The organism is Micromonospora sp. CNZ299, from assembly GCF_002754415.1.
The window spans coordinates 1,912,307-1,928,673 of record NZ_PEFG01000001.1; the positions used below are offsets into that span (position 1 = coordinate 1,912,307).

The window sequence follows — 16,367 nt, forward strand, 5'->3', positions numbered from 1 at the left end:
CACCCACAGCCGCACGCCTCTACCTGCTAACTTCCATTGGCACGTGCGAGGGAAGGTTATGAGCAGCTGGCGGCGGCCGGTTTGGTCACCGCCAACCTGGAGTTGTCGAGGGACGGGAAGGCCATGAACTACTACGAGGTGAAGCCGTTCGCGTTCACACTCACCCCCGAGGTCATCGCGGCGGCGGTCGAGACGCTGACCGTGCCCCGCTCGGCCGAGCAGCCGGGAGCGGGCCGATGAGCGAGCACGACTGGACCGAGGTGGTCGGCGCGATCGGCATCTTCGCCCTGATCATCAGCGTGTTCACGGTGACCGTCGTCCAGTTGGCCAAGACCCGCCGGGCCCGGCTCGAACTGGCCCGCGCGGACGACTACCGCCGGCTGGCCGAGACGGCAGCCCAGGCCCAGGCCGAGAACGCCCGACTGCTCGCGGCGATGGACGGGCGGCTGGGCGGGATGGAAACCCGGATGACCACGCTCGAGCGCGTCCTGCTCGAGGTCGAGTGACCCGCTGAGAGCAGGAGGCCCCGGGCCGTCGAGCGGCTACTCGACGGCCCGGGTGGAAGCAGCATCACCTCGCCCAGTGGGCGAGCTTCACCGGTAACGCTCCTTCGAGGAGAGGACAGCACCTCATGCTGCGCGTACGCAAATCCGCCGTGGGCTGGGCGGTCGCACTGGCCCTCACGGCCACCGGCCTGACCCCAGCGAGCCCCGCCGCCGCTCGACCACAGCCCGGTCCGACGATCGACTGGCGGCCCTGCGCCACCGACCCGGATGCCGAGTGCGGCACCCTGTCGCTGCCGGTGGACTGGAACCAGCCCCGAGGCGAGCGCTTCGACCTGGCGTTGGCTCGCCGGACCGCCGACAAGACCACCCGCAAGGGTGCGCTGGTCTTCGGCCCCGGTGGGCCGGGCGACAGCGGGGTCGACCGGGTGGTGAACGGCAGCTCCCGGTTCAGTGCCGACCTGCGCCGCCGGTTCGACATCGTCAGCTTCGACCCGCGCGGCACCGGCGGCAGCCACCCGGTGATCTGCGCACGGGACCTGCTCGCCCGGCAGCCGCAGCTGATCGCCGACCAGGCCCAGTTCGACGCGACAGTGGCCAACAACGCGCTGCTGCGCGCCGACTGCCGGGCCCGCACCGGGGCGCTCTACGACCACGTCGACACGACCAGCGCCGCCCGGGACCTGGACGCGGTCCGCGCCGCGCTCGGTGAGCGTCAGCTGACCTTCCACGGCAGCTCGTACGGCACGCTGCTCGGGCAGCGGTACGCGGAGCTGTACCCGAACCGGGTCCGGGCCGTCGTGCTGGAGGCCGCGATGGACCACAGCCTCGGCACCCGCGCCTTCCTCGACAGCCAGGCGGTCACCGCGGAGAACGCGTTCGACGAGTTCGTCGCCTGGTGTGACCGGTCCACCGCCTGTGGGCTCAACGGACGGGACGTACGGGCGATCTGGGCGGGGCTGCGCGCCCGGGCCGAGAGCGGCACGCTGACCGACCCGGACCGGGCCGGCGTGGTGCTGACCCCGTTCGAGTTGGCCCGGCTCACCCACAAGAGGTTCTACGACACGTGGCGGTGGTCCGGGCTGGCCGACTGGCTCGGCAGGATGGACGCGGCCGCCTCGCCGACCACCGCGCCCCCGGCCGACGCCACGACGACGGTCGACGCCGTCGCGCCGTACCCCTTCGCGGTCTTCTGCCAGGACTGGAGCCTGCCCGTCCGCGACTACCGTGAGTACGACGCACACGTGCGCCGGGCGGCCCTGCTGGCACCGGACCTGCGGTATCCGCCGGCCCTGTTTGCGCTGGTCACCTGCCTGGGCACTCCGTCGCCGGTCGCCAACCCGCAGCACCGCCTGCGGGTCCGCACCGACGTGCCACTGCTGCTCGCCGCCACGGTGCACGACCCGGCGAGCGGGTACGACTGGGCCCGCACTGTGGCCCGGCAGTTGGGCAAGCATGGCGCTCTGCTGACCTACCAGGGGTGGGGGCACGGCAGTTACAGCAGCAGCCCCTGCGTGCAACGAGCCGTCGACGCCTATCTGATCGATCAGGTGGTGCCCGCCCGTGGTGCCAGCTGCCCGGCCGTCGACCCCGACGTGTGAGCGTGCCGCCGGCCGTCGGGTGGTCAGGTTCGCCCGACGGCCGGCAGCGGCGGGTTCAGTGGCGTCGGGTGGCGCGGACGACCACGTCGTGCAGCGGGACTTCCCGGCCGGGCATCGAGCGGCGGTGCTCCTCGGCGGTGACCACCTCCCAGGTGGCGCTGTCCAGGCCGGCGGTGATGTCCGCGAGGGTGACCGATGCCTCCTCGGGTGGGTGGTGGCCGTGCCCGGTGGCTTCCGAGGTGTGCAGGTGCCCGACGATCAGCAGGCTGCCACCCGGCGCCACCCACCCGGCGATGCGGTCGTAGAAGGCCAGGTGCGACATCGCCGGGTGCGCGTAGTGCGTCGTCACCAGATCGAACTGCGTCCCCGGCTCCCAGGTCGTCAGGTCCGCCTCCACCCACCGCACGCGCTCGGGCACCCCGGCGTCCGCCGCGCGTCCGGCGGCGAGAGCGAGGGCGGCGGATGCGATGTCGACAGCGGTGACCTGCCAGCCGTGCGAAGCGAGCCAGATCGCCTCCGTGCCGGTGCCGCAGCCGGCGTCCAACACCGTGCCGGGCGTCAGGCCGGCGGTCTCACGGGCCAGGTACGGGTGCGGGGGAGCCGCGCCGACGACACCCGGATGATCATGGTGCACCTGGTGCCAGTGTCGATCCCAGTAGCCCTTGTCGAACTCGTGCTGCTCGGTCATCTACCTGCTCCTTCGCGTCTCGGTAGCGACTGTGACCGGCTCACCCACCGATCCGCAAAACTTCTTGCCGAATGGCAAAATTGGCGACATGGACGAGCCGGACCGCACCCTGGACGCTGTCGGAGGAAGACTGAAGCACCTTCGGCTCCGCCGCGACATCACGCTCACCGACCTCGCCGCGGAGACCGGCATCTCCGCCAGCACCCTGTCCAGGCTCGAAGCCGGCCTGCGTCGCCCCACGCTTGAGCAACTCCTCCCGCTCGCCCGCGTCCACGGCGTGACGCTCGACGAGCTCGTCGGCGCGCCTCCGACCGGCGATCCCCGCATCAACCTGCGCCCCATCACGTGCAGCGACGGATCGGTCATCCTGCCGCTGACCCGGCGACCCGGGGGCATCCAGGCCTACAAGTACGTGCTCCCGGCCAGCGCCGACGACCGCGAACCCGACCTGCGCACCCACGAGGGACACGACTGGGTCTACGTCCTCAACGGCACGCTGCGACTGGTCCTCGGCGAGCACAATCTCGTCCTCACGCCCGGGGAGGCCGCCGAGTTCGACACCCGCACCCCGCACTGGTTCGGGGCCACCAGCTCCGGCCCCGTCGAGTTCCTCAGCCTGATCGGGAAACAGGGCGAACGCGCGCACGTACGCGCCGCCCCGAAGCCCGATTGACCCAGGTCATCGCTGCCCAGTCAGTCGGCTGGCCTTCAGCTCCAGATACCGCTGCTCGGGCAGGCTCGTGGTGCCGCGTGCCGCGGCCAGGTACGCCACCCGCGCCGCCTCGGCGTCCCCGGCCATCTCCAACAGGTGCGCCCGGACAGCGGCGAGCCGGTGGTGCCCGGCCGTGCGCTCGTCGGCGATCAGCGGTGTGAGCAGCGCGAGCCCGGCCCCTGGCCCGTCCACCATCGCCACCGCCACCGACTGGTTGAGGGTGATCATCGGGTTCGGCGCGATCCGGGCCAGCAGTCGGTAGAGCGCGACGATCTGCCGCCAGTCCGTCTCCGCCGCCGTCGACGCCTCGGCGTGCACGGCGGCGATCGCCGCCTGGAGCTGGTACGGGCCTGGCGGCGACCAGGTCAACGCCTCGGTGATCAGCGCGATCCCCTCCGCGATGGCGGCCGAGTCCCACCGGGTGCGGTCCTGCTCGGCGAGGGGCACCAGTTCCCCGTCCGGGCCGAGCCGGGCCGCCCGGTGCGCGTCGGTGAGCAGCATGAGCGCCAGCAGCCCGGCCACCTCGCCGTCGTCGGGCAGCAGCCCGCGCAGGATGCGGGCCAGCCGGATCGCCTCGCCGGTCAGCTCGGCCCGGTGCAGGTCCGGGCCACTCGACGCGGTGTACCCCTCGTTGAAGATCAGATAGAGCACCCGGAGCACCGACCGCAACCGCTCGTCCCGCTCGGCCGGCTCAGGCATCGTGAACCGGGCCCCGGCGGCCTCGATCCGCTGCTTGGCCCGGCGGATCCGTTGACTCATCGTCGCCTCCGGCACCAGGTGCGCCCGGGCGATCTGGGCGGTGCTGAGACCGCCGACCGCGCGCAGGGTGAGCGTCACCTGCGCCGATCCGGTCAGCGCCGGGTGGCAGCAGAGGAACAGCAGCGTCAGGGTGTCGTCCGCGGCCGGGGCCGCCGGCTCCGCGTCGGCCGCCGGCGCCACCTGGGCGTACGCCGGCTCGCGCAGCGCCACCGCCACCTCGCGGTCCCGGCGAGCGCTCTCGCTGCGCCACTCGTCGGTGAGCCGGCGGGTGGCCACGGTGAGCAGCCAGGCGCGGGGACTGTCCGGTACGCCCTGCCCGGGCCACTGTGTCGCGGCGGCCAGCAGCGCCTCCTGGACCGCGTCCTCGCACCGGTCGAACTGGCCGTGCCGGCGGACCAGCAGGCCGAGGACCTGCGGCGCGAGGGTGCGCAGCAGGTCCTCGACCGTCCGGTCCTCGGTCACATCTCCGTCCCGGCCTGCTCCATCACCGGGCGGACCTCCATCGCGCCGCCGTAACGGACGTCCGGCCAGCGGGCCGCGATCTCGGCGGCCCGCTGCGGGCTGTCGCACTCGACGGTCAGGTAACCGGCGAACTGCTCCTTGCTCTCCATGAACGGCCCGTCGACGATCTCGGTGCTGCCGTCGACCTGCCGGACCGTCAGCGTCTGCGACGGGTTGGCGAGCGCCTGGCCGTCGACCAGCTCGCCGGTCTCGGTCAGCTCCTTCATGATCTCGTCGACCTCGCCGAAGAGAGTGGTGCGGTCCTGCTCGGTCAGCTCCTCGGTGAAGCCGGGCCGGTTCCAGATCAGCAGCATGTACTTCACGGCGGTGCTCCTCAGCTCTGGTCGCACCCCCGGTCGGGGCGCGGCTCACCGGAGGGTCGGAGCCGACAACCCGTTCCCTACGGCGTACCGAAGAAAATCGCAGATAACTACGCCGGTGGTGGTCCCACGCCGGTCGGGTCAGCGGCGATCGGGCCGGCCGGGCACCTGTCGGGGCTGCTTGCGCCCGCCACCGACGTCCAAGGAGGCGCGGTCGGCGGCCGACGTGCCGGAGGACCAGCCCTCGGCGTCCCGGACGCTGAGCCGGTGCCGGGTCACGCCGGGGAAGAGGGTGTCCAGTCGTTCCCGGACGGCCTCGCCCCGGGCAGCGAGAACCGGCAACAGTCGCTCCGCCCCGGCCGTCTCGGCCGACGCCTGGTCCGCCGCTTCGGTCGCCGCCTCGGTGGCCGTACGCAGCCGCTCGCCGATCCGCAGCGCGAACGCGTTGAGGAAGGACTCGTCCCACACCTTCGTGCGCCGCCCCGACCCCGACCGGCGCTCAGCGCGCCCGCGCAGCATCGCGGCCGTGGCCTGGACCAGCAGCGACGTGTAGAGCAGCTCCACCGCCACCAGATCGGCCGGCCAGCCCAGCACGGTGGCGAAGCCGAGATCGTCGGACCAGACCGCCTCGCACCTGTTCGCCGCCGCCACCTCCTGCACCAGCAGCGCCTTCGCGCCCGCGTACGGAGTGTCGGTGCTCAGGCGCACCCCGCCGGGCAGGTCGCCGCGCTCCGACCCGGCCGCCAGCAGCGCCTCGTCGATGCTGTGCCGGGCGATCAGCTCCTGCGCCTTACCGGTCAACGCCTCCGCCTCGGCCGGGAAGGTGGTCGACTCGGCCTTCGCCAGCAGCGCCCGGACCCGGTCCAGCATCGGCGACCCGCTGCGCGTCGTGCCCGCCGACCGGGAGGTGAGCGCACCGGTGGTGCCCGGCGGTGGGCGCAGCACCGCGATCGGCGGCAGGCTCTCCACCAGCGCGAGAGTGTCCACGGCCGCGCGGAGCGCGTCCGCCCGGTCCAGCCCCTCCGCGGCGGTCCAGGCAGCCAGCACGTCATGGCCGTCGTCCCGGACGTCGGCGGTCAACTCGCGTAGCTGGTCGTCCCACCAGGCCGGGATCGGTTCGGCCTGCTCACGCCGTTGGGCGGCCATCGCCTCGCGGACCAGCCGCGCCGAGCGGGGGTCGAGCCGCCGGCTGGTGATCCGGTCCACGTCGACCGGCTGCCAGCCACGCGGCCAGAGCCGGCCCAGCGCGCGGACCAGGCGACGCAGCAGGGCCGCGTCCACCGCCGTGGTGCCGTCCGCCGCGCCGGTGCCGACCATCAGTTGGTCCAGCTGCCGTTCGGCCTGCCGTACGTCGGTGCCGCGCACCGCCGCGAGTGCGTTGGCGACGAGTTCGTCCGCGTCCGGCACGGGCACCTCCTTCTCGGGCTCTGGTTGCTCGGCTCGGTGTTCGCTGCCCCTTCAGGCTGCATGATCATGCCGCTAGTGGTGTGCGAGTCGTGAAACGGGGATGGCCTGCGGCGGCGCTGACTGGGCATGTTTCGACATGTTCGGGGTAGTTTCCGACCTGACCCCCGAGGTGGATGCGAGGTGTGTGGTGTCCGATTCGAGCCTGCCGAGTGCACGCACCGCCGACGTACGTTCCTCCACGCTCGTCGGCGTCCTGATCGGCATCGCCATCATGGCTGCGGTGGACGAGATCGTCTTCCACCAGTTGCTGGCGTGGCACCACTTCTACGACCGGTCCACCCCGTCGGTGGCGCTGCTCTCCGACGGGCTGCTGCACGCCGCCGAGGTGATCATCCTGGTCGGTGGGTTCTTCTGGTTCGCCGACCTGCGTCGACGACGTGCCCTGTCGACCCGGCTGGCCTGGGGCGGATTCCTGCTCGGCGCCGGAGGGTTCCAGGTCTTCGACGGGGTGGTCGACCACAAGGTGCTCCGGCTGCACCAGATCCGCTACGGCGTACACCTGCTGCCGTACGACGTGGTGTGGATCGCGTCCGGTGCTGTGCTGCTGCTGGCCGGCGTCGCCGTGGTCTGGTGGGCCCGGTCCCGGCGGCCGGGCGACGGCCGTCGGGGACGGTGACCGTGCCGCCCGCGTTCGCGCACGGCGGGCACGTGGCGGAGGGCCCGAGCTGGTTCCCGCTGCTCCCGGTCGTGCTGCTGGCCGTCGGCTACCTGCTGGCGGCCGTACGCGACCCGCGGGGTTGGGACCACCGCCGCACCGCCGCCTGGCTGGTCGGCTGCGCACTGCTGGCGGTCGCCGTCGGGCCGATTGCCCCGCTCCCCGACGACCCGCGCGGGCACATGGCGCAGCACCTGCTGCTCGGCATGCTGGCCCCGCTCGGGCTGGTGCTCGGCGCCCCGGTGACGTTGCTGCTGCGGGTCGCCCCGCCGCCCGTACGCCGGGTGGTGGGCCGGCTGCTGCGCGCCCGTCCGCTGCACCTGATCGCGCACCCGGTCACCGCCGCGCTGCTCAGCACGGGTGGGCTGGCGCTGGTGCTGCTCACCCCGCTGTACGCGGCGGCCGAACGTCACTCTGCGCTGCACCACGCCCTGCACCTGCACTATGTCGCCGCCGGCTATCTCTTCGCCTGGTCCCTGGCCGGCCCGGACCCGGCGCCGCGTCGACCCGGCCTGGCGGTACGGGTGGGCGCGCTGCTGGGGGCGGCGGCCGGTCACGCCGTGCTGGCCAAGTACCTGTACGCGAACGCCGAGACCCTGCCACCCGGCCTCAGCGACCGGGACCCGGCGGCGTTCCAGTCGGCCGCCCAACTCATGTACTACGGCGGCGACCTGGCGGAGCTGCTCCTGGCGGTGGCCCTCTTCGCTACCTGGTACAACCGCCCCGACCGTCTGCGCCCACCCCGCTCAACCCGGTTGATCAAGAAGTTTGCGTCACCAGGGAACGGTTCCCTGACGAAAACCTCTTGATCAACTAGGCGGGGCGGGTGCCGCCAGCGCGGTCACTGCCACCCGGTGAGGATCTCCTCTACCGGCAGGACGTCCCGTTCCGGGTCCGGCGCGGGGGCCGGTCGGTCAGCCGGCGTCCGGTCGAAGCGTGGCGCTGGAGCCGGCTGGATCTCGCCGCCAACCTCGACGAACGTGCCCCGGGCGGCGTTGTGCGGATGCTGGTGCGCCTCACCGGGGGCGAGCACGGGCGCGACGCAGGCATCCCGGTCGGCGAAGACCGCCGTCCACTCGTCCCGGGTCCGCTCGGCGAACCGCTCGGTGAACCGTCGCCGCAGCTCGTCCCAGCCGCTCGGGTCGTACTGCGGGGGCAGGTCCGGGTCGTCGGCGAGGTCGAGGCCCGCGAGCAGTACGGCGTAGAAGGCCGGTTCCATCGCGCCGACGGCCATGAAACCACCGTCCGAGGTGACGTACGTGTCGTAGAACGGCGCACCGCCGTCGAACATGTTGCGCCCGCGCGGCGAAGCCCACAGGCCGGTGCCGAGCAGCCCGTGCAGGAACGACGTGAGCAGAGCCGAACCGTCCACCATCGCCGCGTCGACCACCTGGCCGGCACCGGAGCGTTCCCGTTCCAGCAGCGCGGCCAGCACGCCAATGGCTAGCAGCATGCCGCCGCCGCCGAAGTCGCCGAGCAGGTTCATCGGCGCGTACGGGCGCTCGCCGGCCCGGCCCAACGGCTCCAACGCCCCGGCGACAGCGATGTAGTCGATGTCGTGCCCGGCGCGGGCCGCCAGCGGGCCGTCCTGACCCCAGCCGGTCATCCGCGCGTACACCAGTCTGGGGTTGCGGGCCTGGCACACCTCCGGGCCGAAGCCGAGCCGCTCAGCGACCCCCGGCCGGTACGCCTCGACCAGCACGTCCGCCCGTTCGGTCAGGCGCAGCAGGTCCGCCACGCCGGCCGGGGACTTCAGGTCCAGCGTGGTGACCCGCCGGCCGCGCTGCAACGGCCCGCCGGTCGGCGCGGCCAGACGCCCCGCACCCGGAGCGCCCGGCCGGTCCACCCGCACCACGTCCGCGCCGAGGTCCGCGAGCACCATGCACCCGAATGGCGCCGGGGCGAGGCTCGCGAGTTCGACCACCCGCACCCCGGCGAGCGGCCCGCCCCGCGCCGCCGTCACGCGACGCCGGCCGTTTCGGCGGGACGGGCGGCCAGCCGGTCGACCAGGTCGGCGGGGGGTGTGAACCGGTCTCCGTAGCGGTCGGCCAGTTCGGTGGCGCGGGCCGCGAAGCCGGCCGGGCCGCCCGCGTACTGCCGGACGTAGCGGATCACCCCTCCGGTCCAGGCCGGGAAGCCGATGCCGAAGATCGAGCCGATGTTGGCGTCGGTCTCGGTACGCAGCACGCCCTCGTCGAGGCAGCGCAGCGCGTCCAGCGCCTCGGCGAAGAGCATCCGCTCCTGGAGGTCGGTGAACGGCACCGCCCGACCAGCGTCGGTGGCCAGGTCGGCAAGGCCGGGCCAGAGCCGGCCGCGGGTGCCCTCGTCGTACGAGTAGAAGCCGCGCCCGGCGGCACGCCCCGGCCGGTCGTACGCGTCGACCAGCTCGTCGACGAGCCGGTGCGCCGGCAGCGGCAGGAACTCCTCGCTGGCCGCCTCGAACTGGCGGCGAATCCGCTGGATCAGCGTGAGGCTGACCTCGTCGGCCAGCGCGAGCGGCCCGGTCGGATAGCCGGCCTGAAGGGCGGCCTGCTCCACCGAGGCGGCGGGAACACCCTCGGCGACCATGCCGACCGCCTCGTCGATGAACCGGCCGATCACCCGGCTGGTGAAGAAACCCCGGCCGTCGTTGACCACGATCGGGGTCTTGCCGATCCGCCGACCCAGGTCGAACGCCCGCGCCAGCGCGGCGTCACCGGTCCGTTCGCCGACCACGATCTCCAGCAGGGGCATCCGGTCCACCGGGGAGAAGAAGTGCATGCCGATGAAGTCGGCCGGGCGGTCCACCCCGGCGGCGAGCCCGGTGATCGGCAGAGTGGAGGTGTTGGAGGCGATCAGCGCGTCGGGCGCCAGCACCGGCAGCACCTCGGCGAACACGGCCTGCTTCAGCGCCGGGTCCTCGAAGACCGCCTCGATGACCGCGTCGCATCCAGCGAGGGCGTCCACCTGGTCGGTGGTGGTGATCCGGTCCAGCACCGCGCGGGCCTCCGCCTCCGTGGCGCGGCCCTTACGGACCTTGCGGGCCAGCAGCCGTTCGGCGTGCTCCCGGGCCCGCCCGGCGGCCTCGGGCGAGACGTCCCTGACCACGACGTCCAGGCCGGCGCTGGCGCAGACGTACGCGATGCCCGCGCCCATCATGCCGGCGCCGAGCACCGCCACCCGCCGCACCGGCGGAACGTCGACGGACGGTCGGGCGGCACCACCGTTGACGGCCTTCAGATCGAAGAAGAAGGCCCCGATCATGTTCTTGGCGACCTGCCCGGTGAGCAGACCGATCAGGTGCCGGGTCTCCACGGTCAGGGCGGTCTCCAGGTCGACCTGTGCGCCTTCGACGGCGGTGGCCAGGATCGCCTCGGGTGCGGGCAGCCGGGCACCCTTGAGCTGTTTGCGCAGGGTGGCCGGGAAGGCTGGCAGCTGGGCGGCCAGCGAACGGCTGGCCGGGGTGCCACCGGGCATCCGGTAGTCCGGTCGGTCCCACGGCTGTTTGGGATGTGGGTTCGCGGCGATCCAGGCCCGCGCGCGGTCCAGTAGCTCCGCCTCGGTGGCGACCACCTCGTCCACGATGCCGGCGGCCAGGGCATCGGACGGGCGCATCCGCCGGCCGGTGAGCAGCACAGTGGTCAGCGCACCCGCCAGGCCGAGCATCCGTACCGTCCGGGTGACACCGCCGGCCCCGGGCAGCAGGCCCAGGGTCACCTCGGGCAGCCCGAGCCGGCTGTCCGGCGCGTCCAGCGCGACCCGGTGGTGGCAGGCGAGCGCGATCTCCAGCCCGCCGCCGAGCGCGGAGCCGTTGACGGCCGCGACCACCGGCCGGCCCAGTGTCTCCAGGCGGCGCAGGTCCCGTTTGATGGTGCCGAGCAGCTCCGCCAGCGCGGGCGCGTCCTCGCGGGTGGCCCGGATCATCTCAGGCAGGTCACCGCCAGCGAAGAACGTCGACTTCGCGCTGGTCACGATGACACCGGTCACGTCGTCGCGTTCGGCCTCCAGCCGGTCGAGGATCGCGCTCATCGAGGCGGCGTACGCCCGGTTCATGGTGTTGGCGGACTGGTCGGGGTCGTCCAGGGTGAGCGTGACGATGCCGTCGGCGCCGCGGTCGTACCGGATGGTGGTGGTCATGGTCGTCCTCCGGGTCAGCAGCGCTCGAGAACGGTGGCGACGCCCATGCCGCCACCGATGCAGAGGGTCACCACGGCGCGGCGCAGGTCGCGGCGCTCCAACTCGTCCAACGCGGTGCCGAGCAGCATCGCTCCGGTCGCGCCGAGCGGATGGCCGAGAGCGATCGCGCCGCCGTTGACGTTCACCCGGTCCGGGTCGAGGCCCAGGTCGCGGACGTACTTGAGCACCACCGCGGCGAACGCCTCGTTGATCTCGAACAGGTCGATGTCGTCGAGGGTGAGTCCGGCGACGGCGAGCGCCTTGTGGGTGGCCGGGATCGGGCCGGTCAACATCAGCGTCGGGTCCGCGCCGGTGACCGCCGCGCCGGCGATCCGGGCGCGCGGGGTGAGGCCGAGATCCCGACCCAGCTGCTCCGAACCGATCAGCACCAGCGCCGCGCCGTCCACGATGCCGGACGAGTTGCCGGCGTGGTGGACGTGCTCGATGGCCTCCAGCCAGTGGAACTTCTGCAACGCGACCGCGTCGAAGCCCGCCGCCTCACCCATCGTCGCGAAGGACGGGGTGAGCCGGGCCAGCGCCTCCCGGGTGGTCTCCGGGCGCGGGTGCTCGTCGACGGTGAGGATGTCCAGCCCGTTGCCGTCACGGACCGGCACCACCGAGCGGGCGAAGTACCCGCCGGCCATCGCCTTGGCGGCCCGCTCCTGCGACCGCAGCGCGTAGCCGTCCACGTCGTCGCGGGTGAAGCCCTCCAAGGTCGCGATCAGGTCGGCGCTGACGCCCTGCGGCACGAACGACGTGGCCAGGGCGGTCTGCGGGTCGGTGGCCCAGGCCGCGCCGTCGGAGCCCATCGGCACCCGGGACATCGACTCCACCCCGCCGGCGAGCAGCAGGTGCTCCCAGCCTGAGCGGATCCGCGCGGCGGCGGAGTTGACCGCCTCCAACCCGGAGGCGCAGAACCGGTTGAGCTGCACCCCAGCAACCTCGTCGGGCAGCCCGGCCAGCAGCGCGGCGGCCCGTGCCAGGTCGCCACCCTGCTCGCCGACCGGAGTCACGATGCCCAGCAGCAGATCCTCCAGCCGACCGACGTCCAGGCCGGGATTGCGCTCACGCAACGCGTCGATCAGGCCGACCACCAGGGAGATCGGCTTGACCCCGTGCAGCGCGCCGGTGTCCCGGCCGCGTCCGCGCGGGGTGCGGACCGCGTCATAGACGTACGCCTCAGAGGGCACGGGCGATCAGCTCCTTCATGATCTCGTTGGTGCCGCCGTAGATCTTCTGGACGCGGGCGTCGGCGTACATCCGGGCGATCGGGTATGCCGTCGTGTAGCCGTAGCCGCCGAACAGTTGCAGGCACCGGTCGATGACCTCGCACTGCCCGTCGGTGAGCCACGACTTCGCCATCGCCGCGGTCGCCACGTCCAGGTCGCCGCGGCTGTGCCGGACGATGCAGTCGTCCAGGAAGACCCGGCTGACCCGGGTACGCGTCGCGCACTCGGCGAGCACCATCCGGGTGTTCTGGTGGCCCATCAGGGTCTTACCGAAGGCGGTGCGCTCCTTGGCGTACGCGACGGTCAGCGCGACGGCCCGTTCCATGGCCGCGACCGCGCCGACGCCGATCACCAGCCGTTCCTGCGGGAGCTGCTGCATGAGCTGGATGAAGCCCAGCCCTTCGGCGCCGCCGAGCAGGTTGGCCGCCGGCACCCGGAACTCGTCGAAGAACAGCTCTGCGGTGTCGTTGGCGTGCAGCCCGATCTTGGACAGCAGTCGGCCGCGGCGGAAGCCCTCCGGGTCGCCGCCCACCTCGCAGATCAGCAGCGAGACGCCGGCCGCCCGCTGCTCGGGGTCGGTCTTCACGGCCACGATGATCAGATCGGCCAGACCGCCGTTGGTGATGAACGTCTTCGCGCCGGTGACCAGATAGTCGTCGCCGTCACGGACCGCCCTGGTCCGCATCGCCTGAAGATCGGAGCCGCCGTCCGGCTCGGTCATCGCGATCGCGCCGACCAGCTCGCCGCTGCACAGGCCGGGCAGCCAGCGTCGCTTCTGCTCCTCGCTGCCGTACGCGACCAGGTAACCGGTGACGATGCCACTGTGGACGGCCAGCCCGAGGCTGCTCTCCCCGGTGTACGCCTGCTCGTGCAGCATCACGGCCTCGTGGGTGAACCCACCGCCCCCGCCGCCGTACTCCTCCGGGACGGACAGGCCGAGCAACCCCAGCTCACCGGCGCGCCGGTAGTGCTCACGGTCCGGGTGGCCCTGCTCCTGAAGGCGGTCGGCGTGCGGCAGGACCTCCTTGGTGAAGAAGGTGCGGGCCAGGTCGGCCAGGTCGTCGTGCTCCGGCTCGCGCCAGGGCGAGAGGGGACCGTCGAGTGAGGGCGTCGGCATGTGCACCACCCTCGCGCGCTGTTGGCGGCATGTCAATAAGTCGAGATCCACGGGCGGGTGCGGGTTTCTGGGTCGTCTGCGGAGGGCGGGCGACCACGCGGCCTGGCGGCGGTGGGCCGACTGCCGGGTCCTGTAGAGCTGCCCCGCGAGTGGGGCGACGTCGGCGGGTTCCCGTCAACCCGGTCCCGCTCGAGCCTGGTCGCAACCCGCTCGGGCCTGGCTCAGCGTTGATCGACTCCGTTTCCTGGAAGTCGGGGTGTCCCCTGGCGCGGGACACCCCGAGTTCAAGGAAACGGAGTCGATCAAGCGGCTGACCTGTGAGCTGCCGATAGGGTCGGGCAGATGAGTGTCGAGACGGCTCCGCGCCGCCGCCGTTTGGAGCCGGACGCCCGGCGGGGGCAGATCCTGGCGTGTGCGGTCCGGCTGTTCGGCGAACGCCCGTACGCGGACGTGTCGACCACCGACATCGCCCGGGAGGCCGGTGTCGCTCGCGGCCTGGTCAACCACTACTTCGGTGCCAAGAAGGGCCTCTACCTCGAGGTCGTCCGGGTCATGGTGACCATCCCGGAGGTCGCCGTGGAGCGCCTGCCCAAGGGGGACCTGCGGACCCGGGTCGACGCCAGCGTCACCTGGTTCCTCGACGTGGTGTCCCGGCACAGCACCTCCTGGCTCGCCGCCGTCACCGCCCGGGGGATGGGCGGCGACGCCGACGTCGAGCGGGTGCTCGCCGAGGCCGAGGAGGTCGCCGCGGACCGGATGCTCGTCGCCGTCGGTCTGGCTGGCCAGGCCGCGCACCACGAGGAGCTTCGCGGCATGGTGCGGGCGTACTGCGGGTTGGCGACGTCGACCGCCCGGGAGTGGCTGCAGCGTGGCGCGCTGACCCGCGCACAGGTGCACCTGCTGCTCACCACCACCCTGCTGACCATCGTCGAACAGGTCATCCCGCAGGTCATCGCCGATGACGGTCCGACCCGGTCGGCGGTGCCTTCCGGCTAGGACCTGACCCGGGTGGGTGACGCAGGCCATGGAAGCAATGGCGCGGGTGAAATAGGCATACGAGCTATGGTTATTTCACTGACCCAGGGGTACGCCAGTGCTTGCGGCACCTGGTTCGTCACATCACCGAGGGGGACGCATGAACCCATCCGCCCTGTCCTACGAGGTTTTCGTCTCGGATGGTCCGATTCGAGCGGGTGACCAGCGCATGCCGGACGGCTCGCGGATCCACTGGAACCCGATCTCGTCCACGCTGATCTTCGGGACCGAGGAGGCGCTCCTCGTGGATCCCCCGTTCACTCACCAGCAGATCGCGACGGTGGGTGACTGGATCGCACAGTCGGGTAAACGGCTGACCTACATCTATGCCACTCACGGGCACGGCGACCACTGGTTCGGCGCCGGTGAGCTGGTCAAGCGTTTCCCCGGGGCCGTCACCTACGCGACGCCCGGCACCATCGACGTCATGCGCCAGCAGGCCACCGTCGGGCGGAGCCAGCTGTTCGACCAGGTCTTCCCCGGCCTGATTCCGGAAACACCGGTGGACGCCGTGCCCGTGCCTGCCGAAGGATTCCTGCTCGAGGGCAACCTCATCCAGCCGGTCGAGACCGGGCACACCGACACTGACCAGACGACAGTCCTGCACGTCCCGTCGATCGGCCTCGTGGTGGCCGGTGACGTCGTCTACAACGGGGTTCACCAGTACATCGTGGAGACAGTCGACGGTGGCCTGCGGGAATGGCTCAAGGCTCTCGACCGCGTCGAGGCGCTCGCGCCCCGCGCGGTCGTCGCCGGCCACAAGAACCGGGACCGCCCGGACGACCCGGCCAGCATCGATCAGACCCGGAACTACCTGCTGAACGTGGAGCGGCTGCTGGCCGAGAAGCCGACCGCCCGAGAGTTCTTCGACGAGATGGTGCGGCTCTACCCAGACTGGGTGAATCCGGGACCGGCGTGGTACGGGGCACTCGCCCTGCTCGGTGAGTGAGCTGATGGTGCCCTCGGTTCCCGAGCGCGCGGCAGGTGTGGTGGTCGCGGCGTGGATCGCCACCGCCAGATACGACCTGGACCAGGCCCCAGGCGGCCTCGGGCTCGTCCAGGATCTGCTCAACACGATCTCGGCCGGCGTGCCACGGCAGGCCGATCTCCTTGACGACCTGACCAGTGCTACCGAGTGGGCACAGCAGGCCGTCGTCCAGTGGTCGACGGCCAGCGGGCGGCCGGCACCCGACGTCACGCTTGACGCTGCGGGACTCCGGGCGCTGCGGATCTTCCGCGAGGAACTGCGGGACGAGATCGACGCCAGACTCCACGTCCCGGCGGAACCCGGGCAACCCGGCACCGGGGCGTCCGACCGTGCCCCGACCGGGTCTCGGACCAGCGGCGCCACCCTTCGGCTCGATCGGAACGGATCCGTCCACCTCGACCCCGCCGGGGTCGGAGCCGATCTGCTGATCTCGCTCGTTCTCGCCGCGCTGTTCGAGGCGCAACTCGCCGACGTCGGGCGGCGCGTCAAGACCTGCCGCAACCCCCGCTGCCGGGTGGCGTTCTACGACCGCTCGCGCAACAACAGCGGGGTGTGGCACTCCGTGCGTGTCTGCGGGCACCCGACCAACCTGCGCGCCCACCGCGCACGCCAGCGGCAAGCGGATTGACCTGGCCGG

At 72.3% G+C, this 16,367-nt stretch carries 16 protein-coding genes; 8 read left to right on the plus strand and 8 right to left on the minus strand.

Translation table 11 applies throughout. The features are described from left to right. The first annotated feature begins 236 nt into the window (after window positions 1-236). Both CLT68_RS09195 and CLT68_RS09200 read left to right on the plus strand, forming a co-directional pair. Window positions 237-506 carry a hypothetical protein gene (locus CLT68_RS09195; RefSeq protein ID WP_088951273.1) on the plus strand — a complete coding sequence of 90 codons (270 nt, stop codon included), beginning with the start codon at window positions 237-239 and terminating at the stop codon, window positions 504-506. Between the two features lie 125 nt (window positions 507-631). After that, entirely contained in the window at window positions 632-2,104 is a 1,473-nt protein-coding gene (locus CLT68_RS09200) for an alpha/beta hydrolase (protein ID WP_099850127.1), read from the plus strand. Between the two features lie 55 nt (window positions 2,105-2,159). Here the strand turns inward: CLT68_RS09200 and CLT68_RS09205 are convergent, their stop codons facing one another. Then, window positions 2,160-2,792, minus strand: a complete 633-nt coding sequence (locus CLT68_RS09205) for a class I SAM-dependent methyltransferase (protein ID WP_099850130.1) — start codon at window positions 2,790-2,792, stop codon at window positions 2,160-2,162. Window positions 2,793-2,880: 88 nt separating this feature from the next. Here CLT68_RS09205 and CLT68_RS09210 point away from each other — a divergent pair, with 88 nt between their 5' ends. Then, on the plus strand, window positions 2,881-3,465 hold the full coding sequence (locus CLT68_RS09210) for a helix-turn-helix domain-containing protein (protein ID WP_088951276.1): 585 nt from the start codon (window positions 2,881-2,883) through the stop codon (window positions 3,463-3,465). Between the two features lie 6 nt (window positions 3,466-3,471). On the opposite strand, the gene CLT68_RS09215 is transcribed toward CLT68_RS09210, so the two are convergent. The 3 genes from CLT68_RS09215 to CLT68_RS09225 all read right to left on the minus strand — a co-directional run bounded on the left by CLT68_RS09215 (window position 3,472) and on the right by CLT68_RS09225 (window position 6,491). After that, window positions 3,472-4,725, minus strand: a complete 1,254-nt coding sequence (locus tag CLT68_RS09215; protein ID WP_099850132.1) for a DUF6596 domain-containing protein — start codon at window positions 4,723-4,725, stop codon at window positions 3,472-3,474. After that, window positions 4,722-5,078, minus strand: coding sequence for a YciI family protein (locus CLT68_RS09220; RefSeq protein ID WP_486482420.1), 357 nt, complete (start codon window positions 5,076-5,078; stop codon window positions 4,722-4,724). The genes CLT68_RS09215 and CLT68_RS09220 overlap by 4 nt, the downstream gene beginning before the upstream one ends. A gap of 147 nt (window positions 5,079-5,225) precedes the next feature. Then, window positions 5,226-6,491, minus strand: a complete 1,266-nt coding sequence (locus CLT68_RS09225) for a DUF2786 domain-containing protein (protein WP_099850136.1) — start codon at window positions 6,489-6,491, stop codon at window positions 5,226-5,228. Window positions 6,492-6,678: 187 nt separating this feature from the next. Here CLT68_RS09225 and CLT68_RS09230 point away from each other — a divergent pair, with 187 nt between their 5' ends. Next, window positions 6,679-7,167, plus strand: coding sequence for a DUF2243 domain-containing protein (locus tag CLT68_RS09230; RefSeq protein ID WP_199177010.1), 489 nt, complete (start codon window positions 6,679-6,681; stop codon window positions 7,165-7,167). A 2-nt stretch (window positions 7,168-7,169) separates the two neighbouring features. Beyond that, window positions 7,170-8,015, plus strand: a complete 846-nt coding sequence (locus CLT68_RS09235; RefSeq protein ID WP_486482115.1) for a cytochrome c oxidase assembly protein — start codon at window positions 7,170-7,172, stop codon at window positions 8,013-8,015. A 32-nt stretch (window positions 8,016-8,047) separates the two neighbouring features. Here CLT68_RS09235 and CLT68_RS09240 read toward each other — a convergent pair whose 3' ends face one another. From CLT68_RS09240 to CLT68_RS09255, 4 genes are read right to left on the minus strand one after another with little or no spacing between them, the layout of a single operon-like run. Beyond that, complete coding sequence (locus CLT68_RS09240) at window positions 8,048-9,169, minus strand: CaiB/BaiF CoA transferase family protein (protein ID WP_099850140.1); 1,122 nt, start codon at window positions 9,167-9,169, stop codon at window positions 8,048-8,050. Continuing rightward, window positions 9,166-11,322: a 3-hydroxyacyl-CoA dehydrogenase NAD-binding domain-containing protein gene (locus CLT68_RS09245; protein ID WP_099850142.1), complete on the minus strand. Its 2,157-nt coding sequence runs from the start codon at window positions 11,320-11,322 to the stop codon at window positions 9,166-9,168. Before CLT68_RS09245 ends, CLT68_RS09240 begins: the two co-directional genes overlap by 4 nt. A 14-nt stretch (window positions 11,323-11,336) precedes the next feature. Further along, window positions 11,337-12,551: an acetyl-CoA C-acetyltransferase gene (locus CLT68_RS09250; RefSeq protein WP_099850144.1), complete on the minus strand. Its 1,215-nt coding sequence runs from the start codon at window positions 12,549-12,551 to the stop codon at window positions 11,337-11,339. Continuing rightward, window positions 12,541-13,707: an acyl-CoA dehydrogenase family protein gene (locus CLT68_RS09255; protein ID WP_099856959.1), complete on the minus strand. Its 1,167-nt coding sequence runs from the start codon at window positions 13,705-13,707 to the stop codon at window positions 12,541-12,543. Before CLT68_RS09255 ends, CLT68_RS09250 begins: the two co-directional genes overlap by 11 nt. Window positions 13,708-14,049: 342 nt before the next feature. Between CLT68_RS09255 and CLT68_RS09260 the strand changes: the two genes are divergently transcribed. From CLT68_RS09260 to CLT68_RS09270, 3 genes are all read left to right on the plus strand, one after another. Continuing rightward, window positions 14,050-14,703, plus strand: a complete 654-nt coding sequence (locus CLT68_RS09260) for a TetR/AcrR family transcriptional regulator (protein ID WP_099850146.1) — start codon at window positions 14,050-14,052, stop codon at window positions 14,701-14,703. 139 nt (window positions 14,704-14,842) lie between these two features. Beyond that, window positions 14,843-15,691 (plus strand): MBL fold metallo-hydrolase, encoded by an 849-nt coding sequence (locus CLT68_RS09265; protein ID WP_099850148.1) that lies wholly within the window; start codon window positions 14,843-14,845, stop codon window positions 15,689-15,691. Further along, the gene (locus tag CLT68_RS09270; RefSeq protein ID WP_486482116.1) at window positions 15,684-16,358 is read left to right on the plus strand and encodes a CGNR zinc finger domain-containing protein; all 675 of its coding nucleotides are present in this window, start codon (window positions 15,684-15,686) and stop codon (window positions 16,356-16,358) included. The genes CLT68_RS09265 and CLT68_RS09270 overlap by 8 nt, the downstream gene beginning before the upstream one ends. The last annotated feature ends 9 nt before the right edge of the window (window positions 16,359-16,367 follow it).